This window comes from Streptomyces sp. NPDC029159 (assembly GCF_055564055.1).
Genome location: NZ_JBVHWT010000003.1, coordinates 552613 through 567750, shown reverse-complemented (window position 1 = coordinate 567750; position 15138 = coordinate 552613). Strand labels below are relative to the sequence as shown.

General features: G+C 71.9%; 10 protein-coding genes. 1 reads left to right on the top strand and 9 read right to left on the bottom strand.

Going from position 1 to position 15138, the window contains the following annotated elements:
- Positions 1 to 177 precede the first annotated feature (177 nt).
- The 3 genes from ACZ4U4_RS09530 to ACZ4U4_RS09520 form a co-directional block, all read right to left on the bottom strand.
- Positions 178 to 309 (bottom strand): hypothetical protein, encoded by a 132-nt coding sequence (locus ACZ4U4_RS09530; RefSeq protein WP_281179980.1) that lies wholly within the window; start codon positions 307 to 309, stop codon positions 178 to 180.
- Positions 310 to 726: 417 nt separating this feature from the next.
- The gene (gene pruA / locus ACZ4U4_RS09525) at positions 727 to 2358 is read right to left on the bottom strand and encodes an L-glutamate gamma-semialdehyde dehydrogenase (RefSeq protein ID WP_467870843.1); all 1632 of its coding nucleotides are present in this window, start codon (positions 2356 to 2358) and stop codon (positions 727 to 729) included.
- A gap of 142 nt (positions 2359 to 2500) precedes the next feature.
- Positions 2501 to 3427, bottom strand: a complete 927-nt coding sequence (locus ACZ4U4_RS09520) for a proline dehydrogenase family protein (RefSeq protein WP_467870841.1) — start codon at positions 3425 to 3427, stop codon at positions 2501 to 2503.
- A 269-nt stretch (positions 3428 to 3696) separates the two neighbouring features.
- Here ACZ4U4_RS09520 and ACZ4U4_RS09515 point away from each other — a divergent pair, with 269 nt between their 5' ends.
- Positions 3697 to 5040, top strand: coding sequence for a helix-turn-helix domain-containing protein (locus tag ACZ4U4_RS09515; RefSeq protein ID WP_467870839.1), 1344 nt, complete (start codon positions 3697 to 3699; stop codon positions 5038 to 5040).
- Between the two features lie 125 nt (positions 5041 to 5165).
- On the opposite strand, the gene ACZ4U4_RS09510 is transcribed toward ACZ4U4_RS09515, so the two are convergent.
- From ACZ4U4_RS09510 to ACZ4U4_RS09485, 6 genes are all read right to left on the bottom strand, one after another.
- The gene (locus tag ACZ4U4_RS09510; protein ID WP_467870837.1) at positions 5166 to 6197 is read right to left on the bottom strand and encodes a PRC and DUF2382 domain-containing protein; all 1032 of its coding nucleotides are present in this window, start codon (positions 6195 to 6197) and stop codon (positions 5166 to 5168) included.
- A gap of 316 nt (positions 6198 to 6513) precedes the next feature.
- Complete coding sequence (serA, locus tag ACZ4U4_RS09505; RefSeq protein WP_467870834.1) at positions 6514 to 8100, bottom strand: phosphoglycerate dehydrogenase; 1587 nt, start codon at positions 8098 to 8100, stop codon at positions 6514 to 6516.
- 280 nt (positions 8101 to 8380) lie between these two features.
- A complete protein-coding gene (gene ilvC, locus ACZ4U4_RS09500; RefSeq protein ID WP_467870831.1) occupies positions 8381 to 9379 on the bottom strand; it encodes a ketol-acid reductoisomerase in 999 nt (332 codons plus the stop codon).
- A gap of 129 nt (positions 9380 to 9508) precedes the next feature.
- Positions 9509 to 10033: an acetolactate synthase small subunit gene (gene ilvN, locus ACZ4U4_RS09495; protein ID WP_467870829.1), complete on the bottom strand. Its 525-nt coding sequence runs from the start codon at positions 10031 to 10033 to the stop codon at positions 9509 to 9511.
- A gap of 35 nt (positions 10034 to 10068) precedes the next feature.
- Positions 10069 to 11931, bottom strand: coding sequence for an acetolactate synthase large subunit (locus tag ACZ4U4_RS09490; protein ID WP_467870826.1), 1863 nt, complete (start codon positions 11929 to 11931; stop codon positions 10069 to 10071).
- 202 nt (positions 11932 to 12133) lie between these two features.
- Positions 12134 to 15082: a putative bifunctional diguanylate cyclase/phosphodiesterase gene (locus tag ACZ4U4_RS09485; RefSeq protein WP_467870823.1), complete on the bottom strand. Its 2949-nt coding sequence runs from the start codon at positions 15080 to 15082 to the stop codon at positions 12134 to 12136.
- Between the last annotated feature and the right edge of the window lie 56 nt (positions 15083 to 15138).

Here is a 15138-nt window from a genome sequence, read left to right as displayed (position 1 = left end):
CTCCCTGTGTCCCGGGCCCCGCGTGCGCGGGGTACCCACCGTCCCCGAGACGGCGGCCACAACCGGGGAGCGACGCGCGGTCGGCGGGCCGGAAGGCGGCGGCTCCCCGACGGCGGCGCGGGCGGGATCACGAGGGGGCGACGGGGTGCGGCCGCACCGGCCGCACCCCCGCGGGGCTCAGTGCCCGGTCGTGCCGCCGTTGTCGCGGCGGTCGAGGGCGCGCTGGAGGGCCGCCGCCGCGTTCTTGCGGTCGGCGTCGTTGGTACGGCGGGCGGAGTGGCGGGTCCTGCGGACGGCGGTCTCGGCCATGATGCACGTCTCCCATACCTAGGCCCCACGGCCCGGACGCACCGGGCGCAAGGGTCACATCATTCGGAAGGCCGGAGGGGCGGGGGCCGGCGCGGCAGGGGTCACCTGCCCTCAGCGCGGGCCACATCCGCCGTCGCTCGATGGAGCGATTCGTTCGGCTCCTACAACGCTAGGCGAGCGGAGCCATGATGTCTGCACAATTACTTGGTCTTCCTACTATCTGAGACGACCACGCCCGGAACGGCCGTCCGGTGCCGTGCACAGGGATCCCGCCGAGCAGACGCGAAGCGCCCCCGGCCGGTCGGGCCGGGGGCGCTTCGCGCGGCAGGAGACCGCGGGTCACCGGCGAACTGGGAGGAGGTCGCAGGCCGGTGACCGCCGGGCGGGGTCAGGGGCCGCCGCCCGGTGTCCGGGGTGTCAGCCCATGTGCGGGTAGCGGTAGTCCGTCGGGGCGACCATCGTCTCCTTGATGGCGCGCGGGGACATCCAGCGCAGCAGGTTGAACTTCGAGCCGGCCTTGTCGTTGGTGCCGGAGGCGCGGCCGCCGCCGAAGGGCTGCTGACCGACGATGGAGCCGGTCGGGCGGTCGTTGATGTAGAAGTTGCCGGCCGCGAAGCGGAGCTTCTCGGAGACCTCGGCGACGACCTCCCGGTCCTTGGCGAGGACGGCACCGGTCAGCGCGTAGGCCGACGCGGACTCCATCTGCTCGACCGTCTTGTCGAAGTCGGCGTCCTCGTAGACGTGGACGGCCATGATCGGGCCGAAGTACTCGGTCTTGAAGACCTCGTTCTCCGGGTCCGAGCAGACGATGACGGTCGGGCGGACGAAGTAGCCGACCGAGTCGTCGTAGGTGCCACCGGCGACGATCTCGCAGGTCGGGTCGGCCTTGGCGTGGTCGATGGCGGCCTTGTTCTTGGCGAACGAGCGGTCGTCGATGACGGCGCCGATGAAGTTCGACAGGTCGGTGACATCACCCATGGTGAGGCCGTCGACCTCGGCGACCAGCGCGTCCTTGAGACCGCCCTCCCAGGTGGAGCGGGCGACGTAGGCGCGGGAGGCCGCGGAGCACTTCTGGCCCTGGTACTCGAAGGCGCCACGGGTGATGGCGGTCTTCAAGATCGCCGGGTCGGCGGTCGGGTGGGCGACGATGAAGTCCTTGCCGCCGGTCTCGCCGACCAGACGCGGGTAGGAGCGGTAGTTGGTGATGTTCTCGCCGACGGCCTTCCACAGGTACTGGAAGGTGGCGGTCGAGCCGGTGAAGTGGACGCCGGCCAGCTCCGGGTGCGGCAGCGCGACCTCGGAGACCTCCTTGCCGTCACCGGTGACGAGGTTGATGACGCCCTTGGGGAGACCCGCCTCCTCCAGCAGCTCCATCAGCAGGATCGCCGAGTGGGTCTGCGTCGGGGACGGCTTCCACACGACGACGTTGCCCATGAGCGCCGGGGCGGTCGGCAGGTTGCCGGCGATGGCGGTGAAGTTGAAGGGCGTGATCGCATAGACGAAGCCCTCCAGCGGGCGGTGGTCCAGACGGTTCCACACACCGTTCGGCTGGATGGGGGGCTGCTCCTGGAGCAGTTCCCGGGCGAAGTGCACGTTGAAGCGCCAGAAGTCGACCAGCTCACAGGGCGCGTCGATCTCGGCCTGCTGGGCGGTCTTGGACTGGCCCAGCATCGTCGAGGCGGCGATGGTCTCGCGCCACGGGCCGGACAGCAGGTCGGCGGCCTTCAGCAGGATCGCGGCGCGGTCGTCGAAGGACATCGCGCGCCACGCCGGGGCGGCGGCCAGAGCGGCGTCGATCGCCTCCTGCGCGTCGGCCTTGGTGGCGTTCGCGTAGGTGCCGATGACGGCCTTGTGGTTGTGCGGCTGCACGACGTCGAAGCGCTCGCCGCCGCCCATCCGCTTGACGCCGTTGATGGTCATCGGCAGCTCGACGGGGTTACCGGCGAGCTCCTTGAGCTTGGCCTCCAGGCGCGCCCGCTCCGGGGAGCCGGGGGCGTAGCCGTGCACCGGCTCGTTGTACGGGGCGGGGACGTGGGTCACAGCGTCCATGACGGCCGTGTCTCCTTCGTTTCGACGTCGGTTTCAAACGTGGTGCGAGCGGCGCGGCCGCTGCGGGTGGGCGGCGCGGGCGCTGCGGTGGGACTCTTGCCCCACCCTCCAGCATCCACCCGCGCCGGTCCGTCCGGGGCCGTCAGCCGCGAGTGGCGAGCGACCGGAGGAAGAAGGCCAGGTTGGCGGGGCGCTCGGCGAGGCGCCGCATGAAGTAGCCGTACCAGTCGGTGCCGTACGGGATGTAGACGCGCATCCGGTGACCCTCGGTGACCAGGCGCTCCTGCTCGGCCTCGCGGATGCCGAAGAGCATCTGGAACTCGTAGTCGCCGGGCTTGCGGCCGTTGCGCTGGGCGAGGTCCTGGCCGATGGCGACCATGCGCGGGTCGTGGGAGCCGATCATCGGGTATCCGTCGCCCGCCATGAGGATCTTCAGGCAGCGCACGTACGCCTTGTCGACCTCGCGCTTGTCCTGGAAGGCGACGGTCGCGGGCTCCTTGTAGGCGCCCTTGACCAGCCGGACCCGGGAGCCCTCGCCGGCCAGCGCACGGCAGTCGTCCTCGGTACGGAAGAGGTAGGACTGGACGACGGCGCCGGTCTGCGGGAAGCGCTCACGCAGCTCCGCGAGGATGGCGAGGGTGGAGTCGACGGTGGTGTGGTCCTCCATGTCGAGGGTCACCGTCGTACCGGCCTCGGCGGCGGCCTCGACCACCGGGAGGACGTTCTTGAGGGCCAGTTCGTGGCCGCCGGTCAGCGCCTGGCCGAAGGCCGACAGCTTGACCGACATCTCGGCCTTGGTGCCGAGGTTCTGCTCCGAGAGCGCCTCGGTCAGCCGGAGGTAGGCGTCGCGGTTGCGGAGCGCCTCGGAGGGGTCGGTGATGTCCTCGCCGAGGTGGTCGAGGGTGACCTCCATCCCCCGCGCGGCCAGCGACCGCACGACGGCCATCGACTGGTCGAGCCGTTCACCGGCGACGAATCGGTCGACCACCGGGCGGGTGATCGGAGCGGCCGCGACGATGCGGCGGATGCTGTCGCTGCGCGCGGCGGCGAGAAGCACGGGACCCAGCATGGGGCACCTCCACGATTCAGGATGACAAATGCCGGGCGGGCGCCGTTTGGGGGCGGGCGCTGCGGCAAGGTGAGCCACCTGAAACTTAAGGATCTCGCCACCTTTCAGCCATCGACAGCTGTCACGCCTTCGTGTCCCTGATCTCAGACAGATGTATGAGAATGACATGGACGGCGAGAGGGACGGCCGCGCCACCGGGCCGCCGATGAGGGCGGCGCGGAGTCACGGGGACGGGTACGGCAAGTGACACGGAAGGAGACGGCCGGCGGATGCGGGGCGACTACCAGCAGCTCGTGGACGACATCTCAGCGGCGCTCGGAGCGCCCGCGACCCTGGAGGACCGCGATTTCGGGCTGATCGCGTTCGGTGCGCACGAAGGCGACGACGATCTCGTCATGGATCCGGTGCGCACCCGCTCGATCCTCCAGCGGCGCTCGTCGGCCGCGGTGCGCGCCTGGTTCGAGGCGTTCGGTATCGCCCGCGCCAAGTCCGCTCTGCGGATCCCGCCGGACCCCGCGGCGGGCGTGTTCAAAGGCCGGATCTGTCTCCCCGTACGCCACCGCGGCATCGTGCACGGCTACGTCTGGCTGCTGGACGACGGCCACCTCACCGACCTGGAGCTGGGCGGCCGGGACACCCCGCCGGACCCGCGGATCGAGCACGCCATGGAGACCGCGTCACGGATCGGCGCGCTGCTGGCCGAGGACGCGCGGGCCGGGTCGGAGCTGGGCGATCTGCTGCGCGAACTGCTGCTGGCGCACCCCGGGGACCGCCCGGCCGGCGCCGTCCTGCTGCGCGACGCGCTCCGCGACACCCTGCGCTTCACCCCGGGCGCGCCGCTGACGCTGGTGGCCGTGCTGCCCTGGGACACCACCGACACCGACGCCGCGCCCCCGCCGAGCCTGCCCGGGCTGCTGGCCGCGTGCGCGATCTACCCGGAGGGGCCGGGCGGCCGGGCCGACACCCCGGGGGCGCTCCCGCTGGACGGCACCACCCCGCCGCGCGGCATCCCCGTGCTCACCGCCCCGCGCCCGCGGCAGCCCGCCCCCGCGCTGGCCGCGCTGGTGCGGCTGCGTTCGCCGGGGGCGCTCGGGCCCGCGCACACCGTCGCCGAGCATCTGCTGCGCTCCCCGCGCGCGGGTGCGGTCGCCTCGCAGCAGCAGAGCCGCGGCGGCGCCCGCATGCAACCGGAGGCCCGGATCGGTGCCGGGGTCGCCGGAATCGCCGCCGGGACCACGGAGTTGGCGGCGCTGCCGGGCGCCTGGCACGAGGCGCTGGACGCGGCCCGCGCGGCGCGCGCCGAGCCCAAGCTGGGCACCGTCGCGGAGTGGGCGGCCCTGGGCTCGTACCGGCTGCTCACCTCGTTGCCCACCGACGTCCCGGACGCCTCCGTGCGGCCGTTGCTGGACCCGGCCCACACCGAACTGGCCCGCACCGCCGAGGCGTTCCTCGACTGCGCAGGTCAGGCCGGCCGCACCGCGCAGGTCCTCGGCATCCACCGGCAGACGCTCTACTACCGGCTGGGCCGGGTCGAGAAGCTCACCGGCCTCGATCTGGACGACGGCGAGGACCGGCTGCTGCTGCACATGGGGTTGAAGGCTTCGCGGCTGTAGCGACCTCAAAGGCCGCCGGCCGGGCCCGGGTTCCGGGCCACGCCGGATGCGGCGCCGCAGGGCACGGGTGGGCGGGGGCCGGGTGCCGGCCCCCGCCACTCCCCCGGGTGCGACGCCCCACCCGGCTACCGGCGGCGCTCCGGCCCCGGTCCCTTGCGTCCTTCCTTGCGGAGGGACGTACCGTCGTCGAACTCCACTTCCTCCTTGCGGAGTTCGGTGTTGATCTCCCGCTGTTCGGTGACCCGCTCGGTCTCCAGCCGGACCCGCTCCACCGGCACGGTCCGCTTGGTGACCACGGCCTCCTCCTCGTGGAGGACGACCTCGACCTCACCGTCGCCGAGCCGCGGGGCGGTGCGTCCGCGCATCCGCTCCTCGTCGCCGATCTTCTCCCGGACCAGCCGCACCTCCTCGTGGCTGAGCGGGACGGTGCGGTGCACGTCCTCGGTCACCACGTGCTTGCGCAGATGCGCCCGGCCGGCCTCGTGTTCCTCGGTGCCGATCTGGATCCGCTCCTCGGAGAGCACGATCTCGGGGACCTGTTCGCGGGTCTTCCCGGCCTCCGGGGTCTCGCCCTCCGCACGGCCGCGGGACATACCGGCCCCGGCCATCGGCCGGCCGGTGTGCTCGGTGCGGGCGGCGTGCTCGCCCTCGGCCATCGTGCGGTCGCGCTCCCCGGCCCGGGTGCGGTGCCCGGCGGCGGCCGTTCCGGCGGCGCCGGCGGCGGTCCCGGCGGCCACGCCCCCCGCCATATCTGTGCCCTTCATCGTCCCCGGCGTACCGGTCGTGGTGCCGGCCGGACCGCCGGTGCCGGCGCTCCGGGGACCGCCGGTCGTCCCCGGCCGGGTCAGCCCGTAGTGGCGGTAGAGCTCATCCTCCTCGGAGGGGTCGAGGTGCCCGTCCGCGTCGATCCGCGGCGCCTCCTTGATCGTTTCCTTCGTGTGCGGAACATGCAGTTCGTCGTCGACCCGCCGGGCCCCGGCGAGCGGGATGAAGGTCTCCTTCATGCCGAACAGCCCGGTCCGCACCGTGATCCACTCCGGGACGTTGGTGGCGTCGTCCCGGTAGACCTGCTGGACCGAGCCCACCTTGGCGCCCTCCGCATCGACCACGTTCAGGCCGGTGAGGTCCTGAGGGGTGTCACCCAGGGGTGCATTCATGGCGTCTTCTCCTTCCGCACGCGCCGGAGGGGGCACGCGCACTTCCCATTGCGCGTCGCCCCGACCCGCGCAGCGACTCGGGAACGGGCCCGCCGGGCGGCTCCGAGGCCCCCGGGACGGTCCTGACGGCGCTCCCGCCCACCCCGGTCGCTACTCCATACGGGTGAACGCGGGGGCCGGGAGCCGCCGGGCCGCTCACCCGGCCGGACGCGCACCGTTCGCGGCCCGCCGGCCGCGCGCCGAGGAGACGCCCGGGTACGCGAACGGGCCCGGACCCCGCCGCAGCGGAATCCGGGCCCGTCGGGGACGGTGCGGCTCAGCCGAGGTTCACGGCGCGCGCCGAGGAGGCCCCGATCTCGTCCGCGATCTCCGCGAGCACGCTCGCCGGGATGGTGTCGTCGACGGTCAGCGCGACCAGCGCCTCGCCGCCCACGTCCGCCCGCGAGACCTGCATCCCGCCGATGTTGATCCCGGCCTCACCGAGGATCCGGCCGACGGTGCCGACGACGCCGGGACGGTCGCCGTAGCGCAGGAACGCCATGTGGTCGGCGAGCGCCAGGTCGATGGAGTGCTCGCCGACGGCGACGATCTTCTGGGTGTTGCGGTGGCCGGAGAGCGTGCCGGAGATCGACACCTCCTGGCCGTCCGCGAGGGTGCCGCGCACGGTGACGACGTTGCGGTGCTCGGCCGACTCGCTGCTGGTCGTCAGCCGCACCTCGACGCCACGCTCCTGCGCGAACAGCGGGGCGTTGACGTACGAGACGGTCTCGTCGACGACGTCCTCGAACACGCCCTTGAGCGCGGAGAGTTCGAGCACCTTGACGTCGTGCTGGGTGATCTCGCCGTAGACCTCGACGTCGAGGCGGACCGCGACCTCACCGGCGAGCGCGGTGAAGATCCGGCCCAGCCGCTCGGCCAGCGGCAGGCCCGGCTTGACGTCCTCCGCGATGACCCCGCCCTGGACGTTGACGGCGTCCGGCACCAGCTCACCGGCGAGCGCGAGGCGCACCGAGCGGGCCACCGCGATACCGGCCTTCTCCTGCGCCTCACCCGTCGAGGCACCGAGGTGCGGGGTCGCCACGACCTGGTCGAACTCGAACAGCGGCGAGTCGGTGCAGGGCTCGGAGGCGTAGACGTCGAGACCGGCGCCGGCCACCCGACCCTCCTTGAGGGCGGCGGCGAGGGCCGTCTCGTCGACGATGCCGCCGCGCGCAGCGTTGACGATCCGGACCGACGGCTTGACCTTGTGCAGCGCGTCGTCGCCGATCAGACCGACCGTCTCGGGGGTCTTGGGCAGGTGGACCGTGATGAAGTCGGAGACCTCGAGCAGCTCGTCCAGCGAGAGGAGCTTGACGCCCATCTGCGCGGCGCGGGCCGGCTGGACGTAGGGGTCGTAGGCGACGACCTTCATGCCGAACGCGGACATCCGCTGGGCGACCAGCACGCCGATCCGGCCGAGGCCGACCACGCCGAGGGTCTTCTCGCTCAGCTCGACACCGGTGTACTTGCTCCGCTTCCACTCGCCGTTCTTCAGGGCGGTGTTGGCCTGCGGGATGTTGCGCGCGGTGGCCACCAGCAGACCGCAGGCCAGCTCGGCGGCGGTGACGATGTTGGAGGTCGGGGCGTTGACGACCATCACACCGGCCTTGGTGGCGGCGGAGACGTCGACGTTGTCCAGGCCCACGCCCGCGCGGGCGACGACCTTCAGCTTCTTCGCGGCGGCGATCGCCTCGGCGTCGACCTTCGTCGCGGAGCGCACGAGGATCGCGTCGACCTCGGCGATGGCGGGCAGCAGCTCGGCGCGGTCGGCGCCGTTGCAGTGCCGGATCTCGAAGTCGGGGCCGAGCGCGTCGACGGTCGCGGGCGACAGTTCCTCGGCGATGAGTACGACGGGTTTGCTCACGTGGTCTTCAGTCCTCACTAGTCCTTCGCGGACGGCCGTCCCGACGGCCGAAGGCGGTGGAGGGGGGCAGCCGCGTGAAGACGCACGACGTTGTGAGCCTGACGCGCTTGTGCCTGGCAGTGTAGTGGCGGCCCGGGGCTTCTCCTGCGCCGGAGCGTAAGGATCACCCGTGCGGGGTTCTACGCGGTGGACAAGGCGGCCGCGGCCCGCTCGTGCGGGCCCGCGGCCGCACGGGTGACGGGGGCCGCGGGCGGTGCCGCGACCCCCGTCACCCGGATGCTCACGCCTCGTCGTCGACCCAGCTCATGAGCTTGCGCAGCTCCTTGCCGGTGGTCTCCAGGAGGTGGTTCTCGTCGGCCTTCTTGTACTCGTTGTACTTCGGCAGACCGGCGTTGTACTCCGCCATCCAGTTGTTGGCGAAGGTGCCGTCCTGGATCTCGCCCAGGACCTTCTTCATCTCGGCCTTGGTCTGGTCGGTGATGATCCGCGGGCCGGTGACGTAGTCGCCCCACTCGGCGGTCTCGGAGATCGACCAGCGCATCTTCTCCAGGCCGCCCTCGTACATGAGGTCCACGATGAGCTTCAGCTCGTGCAGGCACTCGAAGTACGCGATCTCGGGCTGGTAGCCCGCCTCGACCAGCGTCTCGAAACCGGCCTTGACCAGCGCGGCGGCGCCGCCGCACAGCACGGCCTGCTCGCCGAAGAGGTCGGTCTCGGTCTCCTCGGTGAAGGTGGTCTTGATGACACCGGCGCGGGTGCCGCCGATGGCCTTGGCGTACGAGAGGGCCAGCGCGAAGGCGTTGCCGGAGGCGTCCTGCTCGACGGCGGCGATGCAGGGCACGCCGCGGCCTTCCTCGTACTGACGGCGGACCAGGTGGCCGGGGCCCTTGGGGGCGACCATGCAGACGTCCACGCCGGCCGGGGCCTTGATGAAGCCGTAGCGGATGTTGAGGCCGTGGCCGAAGAACAGGGCGTCGCCGTCCTTGAGGTGGTCCTTGACGGACTCCTCGTAGACCTTCGCCTGGATCGGGTCCGGCACCAGGATCATGATGACGTCGGCCTCGGCCGCCGCCTCGGCGGGGGAGACGACGCGCAGGCCCTGCTCCTCGGCCTTGGCCTTGGACTTGGAGCCCTCGTGGAGGCCGACGCGCACGTCGACACCCGAGTCACGCAGCGACAGCGCGTGGGCGTGGCCCTGGCTGCCGTAACCGAGGACCGCAACCTTGCGGCTCTGGATGAGGGACAGGTCGGCATCGGCGTCGTAGAACAGCTCGGCCACTTCGGGTATCTCCTTGGGATCTAGCTGGTTGCCCACACAGTACGTCGGGCAGTGCGCGGAAGGTTGCGGGGTCTCGCGATGCGAGCGGGGCGGGCGGCGTCCGCGCAGGTCGGACGGTGCCCGCGCGGGTCAGGCCGTGCGGTCCAGGGCGCGCAGCGAGCGGTCGGTGATGGACCGGGCGCCGCGCCCTATGGCGATGGTGCCGGACTGGACCAGCTCCTTGATGCCGAAGGGTTCGAGCATCTTGAGCATCGCCTCCAGCTTGTCGCTGGAGCCGGTGGCCTCGACCGTGACGGCGTCGGGTGAGACGTCGACGGTCTTGGCGCGGAAGAGCTGGACGATCTCGACGATCTGCGAACGGGTCTCGTTGTCGGCGCGGACCTTCACGAGGACGAGCTCACGCTGGATGGCGTGGCCCGGCTCCAACTCGACGATCTTCAGGACGTTGACGAGCTTGTTGAGCTGCTTGGTGACCTGTTCGAGGGGGAGCGACTCGACACTCACCACGATGGTGACGCGGGAGATGTCGGGGTGTTCGGTGACACCGACCGCGAGGGAGTCGATGTTGAAGCCGCGGCGGGAGAACAGCGCGGCGATCCGGGCGAGGATGCCGGGGGTGTTCTCCACCAGGACGGAGAGCGTGTGCTTGGACATGTCGTCTTCTCTCTATCTTCCGTGACGTCCTGGGCTCAGTCGTCCGCGCCGTCGCCGAAGTCGGGGCGCACCCCGCGGGCGGCCATGACCTCGTCGTTGGAGGTGCCGGCGGCCACCATCGGCCAGACCTGCGCGTCCTCGTGGACGATGAAGTCGATCACGACCGGGCGGTCGTTGACGGCGTTGGCCTTGGCGATGACGGCGTCCAGCTCGGCCGGGTCCTCGCAGCGCAGGGCGACGCAGCCCATCGCCTCGGACAGCTTGACGAAGTCCGGGACGCGGGTGCCGCGCGGCTTGCCGTCGGCGGGCTCGGCGTCGGGACCGCTGTGCAGCACGGTGTTGGAGTAGCGCTGGTTGTAGAAGAGGGTCTGCCACTGGCGGACCATGCCGAGCGCGCCGTTGTTGATGATCGCAACCTTGATCGGGATGTTGTTCAGCGCGCAGGTGGTCAGTTCCTGATTGGTCATCTGGAAGCAGCCGTCGCCGTCGATCGCCCAGACGGTGCGGTCGGGCATGCCCGCCTTGGCGCCCATCGCGGCGGGGACGGCGTACCCCATCGTCCCGGCGCCGCCGGAGTTGAGCCAGGTGGAGGGCTGGTCGTAGTCGATGAAGTGGGCGGCCCACATCTGGTGCTGGCCGACGCCCGCGGCGTAGATGGTGCCCTCCGGGGCGAGCTTGCCGATGCGCTCGATGACCTGCTGCGGGGAGAGGCTGCCGTCCTCGGGGAGTTCGTAGCCGAGCGGGTACGTCTCGCGCCAGCGGTTGAGGTCCGTCCACCAGGCGGCGTGGTCGCCGCGGTGACCGGCCTCGTGCTCCGCCTGGACGGCGACGATCAGATCGGCGATGACCTCGCGGGCGTCACCGACGATCGGCACGTCCGCGACGCGGTTCTTGCCGATCTCCGCCGGGTCGATGTCGGCGTGGATGACCTTGGCGTACGGGGCGAAGGAGTCCAGCTTGCCGGTGACGCGGTCGTCGAAGCGGGCGCCGAGGGTGATCAGCAGGTCGGACTTCTGGAGCGCGGTGACGGCGGTGACCGCGCCGTGCATCCCGGGCATGCCGACGTGCTGCGGGTGGGCGTCGGGGAACGAACCGAGCGCCATCAGCGTGGTGGCGACGGGCGCGCCGGTCAGCTCGGCCAGCACCTTCAGCTCGGCGGTGGCGCCCGCCTTCATCACGCCGCCGCCGACGTAGAGCACCGGGCGCTTCGACTCGACGATCAGCCGGGCCGCCTCGCGGATCTGCTTGGCGTGCGGCTTGGTCACCGGGCGGTAGCCGGGGAGTTCGGTGTGGGGCGGCCAGGCGAAGACGGTCTGCGCCTGCATCGCGTCCTTGGCGATGTCGACGAGGACCGGACCGGGGCGGCCGGTGGCGGCGATGTGGAACGCCTCGGCGATCGTCCGCGGGATCTCGGCGGGGTCGGTGACCAGGAAGTTGTGCTTGGTGATCGGCATCGTGATGCCGCAGATGTCCGCCTCCTGGAAGGCGTCCGTGCCGATGGCGCCGGAGGCGACCTGACCGGTGATCGCGACCAGCGGGACGGAGTCCATGTGGGCGTCGGCGATCGGCGTGACGAGGTTGGTGGCACCGGGGCCCGAAGTGGCCATGCAGACCCCGACCTTGCCGGTGGCCTGGGCGTATCCGACGGCGGCGTGGCCCGCGCCCTGCTCGTGCCGCACCAGCACGTGCCGGACCTTCGCGGAGTCCATCATCGGGTCGTACGCCGGAAGGATCGCGCCACCGGGAATGCCGAAGACCGTGTCGGCCCCCACCTCCTCCAGGGAGCGGATGAGGGACTGCGCACCCGTGACGTGCTCGACGGCGGCGGTGCGCTGCGCTCCTTGGGCGTGACGGGTCCGCGGCTGCGGATGGTGGGCCCCGGTGGCCTGCTCGGTCATCTGCGTCTCTTCTCGAAGCTGAGGGTTTTGGCGGGGTTTGGGGGGTCTGGTGCAACAAAAAACCCCTCGTGCCGGGAGGCAAGCGAGGGGAGCGCGTCGGTGCGGTCAGTTGGGTCGTTGCCCAGCTTCAGCCGACGCGCTGTCCAAGTACGAGAATTCGGGTGCGCATGGCACCGACCCTCCCCCCGGCGCGCCATGGGTGTCAAGTGGGTGGGACGGAGGTCTCACTATGTGAGCGGAGCGGAGGATGGACGATGGCGTCGGGACCCGACCCGCCGTGCCGAACGGGCAGGCCACTGCCGGTCAGCACCACCGCTCGGCTCGCTCCGGCCTGGCTCGGCAGCGGGGTCGAACCGGCCGTCAGTACGCGGCGCAGCCGGTGCTCGTCGAGCGGCCCGGAGAAGGCGGCGCCCTGCCCGTGGGTGCACCCCATCGCGCGCAGCGCGAGCACCTGCTCGGGCAGATCGACGCCCTCGGCGACCGACTGCATCCCGAGATCGGAGGCGATCCGCAACAGGCCGGAAGTGATCTTGTGCAACCGGGCGGACTCCGCCACGCCGTCGATCAGCCCGCGATCCAGCCGCAGGACGTCGATGGGGAGCCGGCGCAGCGCACCGATCGCGGCGTATCCGCTGCCGAAGCCGTCGAGGGCGATCCGGACCCCCAGCCGGCGCAGCGCGACCAGGCGGCGCTCCAGCTCGTCCAGCGGGGTCCGGGCGTCGCTCTCGGACAGCTCCAGGACGAGCGCGCCGGGGGGCAGGCCGTGCCGGGAGAGCAGCGTCTCGATGATCTTGGGCGGCAGGGAGCGGTCGAGGAGGCGGCGGGCGGAGAGCTGGACGGCGACCGGCACCCGGTGGCCCGCCCGGTGCCGGGCGGCGGCCTGCTCGACGGCGGCCTCCAGATGCCAGCGGCACAGCTCCGCGGTGCGGTCGCCGCTCTCGTCGGCGAGCCGCCCGCGCTCACCGACCCGCAGGAACTCCGCCGGGGTGAACAGGATGCCCTGGGCGGAGCGCCACCGGGCGTGTGCGGCGACGGCGGTGACCCGGCCGGTGGCCAGCTCGATCACCGGCTGGTGCAGCAGCAGGAACTCGCCGTCGTGCAGCGCGCTGCGCAGCCGGGTGGCCAGCTCGGCACGGCGGGCCACCTCGGCCTGCAGCTGCGGGGCGTACAGCTCGACGCGCCCCTTTCCGGCCTGCTTGGCGCGGTACATCGCGAGGTCGGCGTTGCGCATCAGCCCGGCCGGGGTGATGCCGGGCTCGGCGAAGGCCACGCCGATGCTGGCGGCGACCCGTACGTCACGCCCCTCGATGCGGTACGGCTCGGAGAGCGTGATGCGCAGCCGGTCGGCGATCTCGTGGATGCGGAACTCCCGGGTGGCGGGGTCGCAGGCGGCGTCGCCGGTGATCAGAGCGGCGAATTCATCACCGCCCAGTCGGGCCGCTATGTCGCCGGAGCGCACCGACTCGGCCAGCCGCCTGGCCGCCTGGATGAGGAGTTCGTCGCCCGCCTGGTGGCCGATGGTGTCGTTGACCTGCTTGAAGCCGTCGAGGTCGATGTAGAGCACGGCGGTGCCGTGGTCGCCGGCGCGGCGGCCTGCCAGCGCCTTGCTGACGCGTTCGGTGAACAGGGCGCGGTTGGGCAGGTCGGTGAGGGCGTCGTGGGAGGCGTTGTGCTGGAGCTGCGCCTGGAGGCGGACCCGCTCGGTGACGTCCCGGGAGTTGAAGATCAGGCCGCCGTGGTGGCGGTTGACGGTGGATTCGACGTTGAGCCAGCCTCCCCCACTCTCGGCTTCGCTCGAGCGGGAGGTGCCCCCTCCGCCCGGCCGCCGGTCACCGGCGCGGAAGCGGCATTCGATACGGGTGGTGGGCTCGTCCTTGGGCGAGGCGGCGAGGAAGCGGCGGACCTCGTGGAGGACCCGGCCGAGGTCCTCGGGATGGATGAGCGCGGAGAGTTCGGAGCCGACCAGCTCCTCCGCGTCGCGGCCGTAGACCCCGGCGGCGGCGGGGCTGACGTAGCGCAGCACACCGCTGGGCGCGGCGATCATGATGACGTCGCTGGAGCCCTGCACCAGGGAGCGGAAGTGGTTCTCCTTCTGCGCCAGCTCCTGGGTGAGGGTGAGATTGTCGAACAGCACGATGCCCTGGCGGATGACCAGGGCGAGGACGACGGTGCAGCCGGTGAAGAGGACGACGCGGTCCAACCGCTGTCCGTCGAGGACGTTGGTGAGGATGCCGAGGGTGCACACCCCGGCGGCGAGATACGGCGCGAGCGCGCCGAGCGAGCCCGCGAGCGGCCGGGCCCCGGCGTACAGGGGGCGGCGCGGCGCCCGTACGGCGTCCTCGGCGGCCTCCCCCACCCGGCGGGTGAACCAGGGGGCGTAGGCGAGGAGGATCGACCCGGCGAACCAGCCGGCGTCGAGGATCTGGCCGGAGCGGTAGTGCTCGCGCAGCAGCGGTGAGGTGAACAGCGCGTCGCACAGCACCGTCAGGGCGAGGGCGGCGATGGCGGTGTTGACCGCCGAGCGCTGGGCGCAGCCGCGCCGGAAGTGCAGCGCGAGGACCATGCTGACCAGCACGATGTCCAGCAGCGGATAGGCCAGCGCCAGCGCACACCGGGCGACCGAACGGCCTTGGAAATGGGCGGCGTTGGCGAGGGCGAGGCTCCAGGAGAGGGTGAGCAGGGAGCCGCCGATCAGCCAGGAGTCCAGCCCCAGGCAGACCCAGCCGGCGCGGGTGACCGGTCGTTTGGCGAGGACCAGCAGTCCGACGATGGCGGGCGGTGCGAAGAGCAGGAAGCAGAAATCGGCCGGGGAGGGGCTGGGCACCGGGGCGCCCTCGACGACCTCGTACCAGCCCCAGATGCCGTTGCCGAGTGCGGCCATCGCCGAGGAGAGGGCGAAGAGCGTCCAGGCGGGGCGGGTGTGGGAGCCGGTGGCACGGGCGTACAGTGCGCAGGAGACGGCGGCCACCAGCGCGGCGAAGCTGAGCCCGAAGTCCCCCATGACCAGCGCGACTTCGGGGGATCCCCAGCCGAGGGCGGAGCCCACGGCGTACCCGCCGCAGACCACCGCGAGCAGGATCTGCGGCAGCAGGCTCGGCGGCCGGTCGGCGGGGAGCCGCGGACGGGAGAGCACGGCGCCCGGCGCGCTCACCGGACCCTCCCGCAGGTCGCGGTCCGGCTGTGACGCGGTCGGCGCACCGGAGGCTG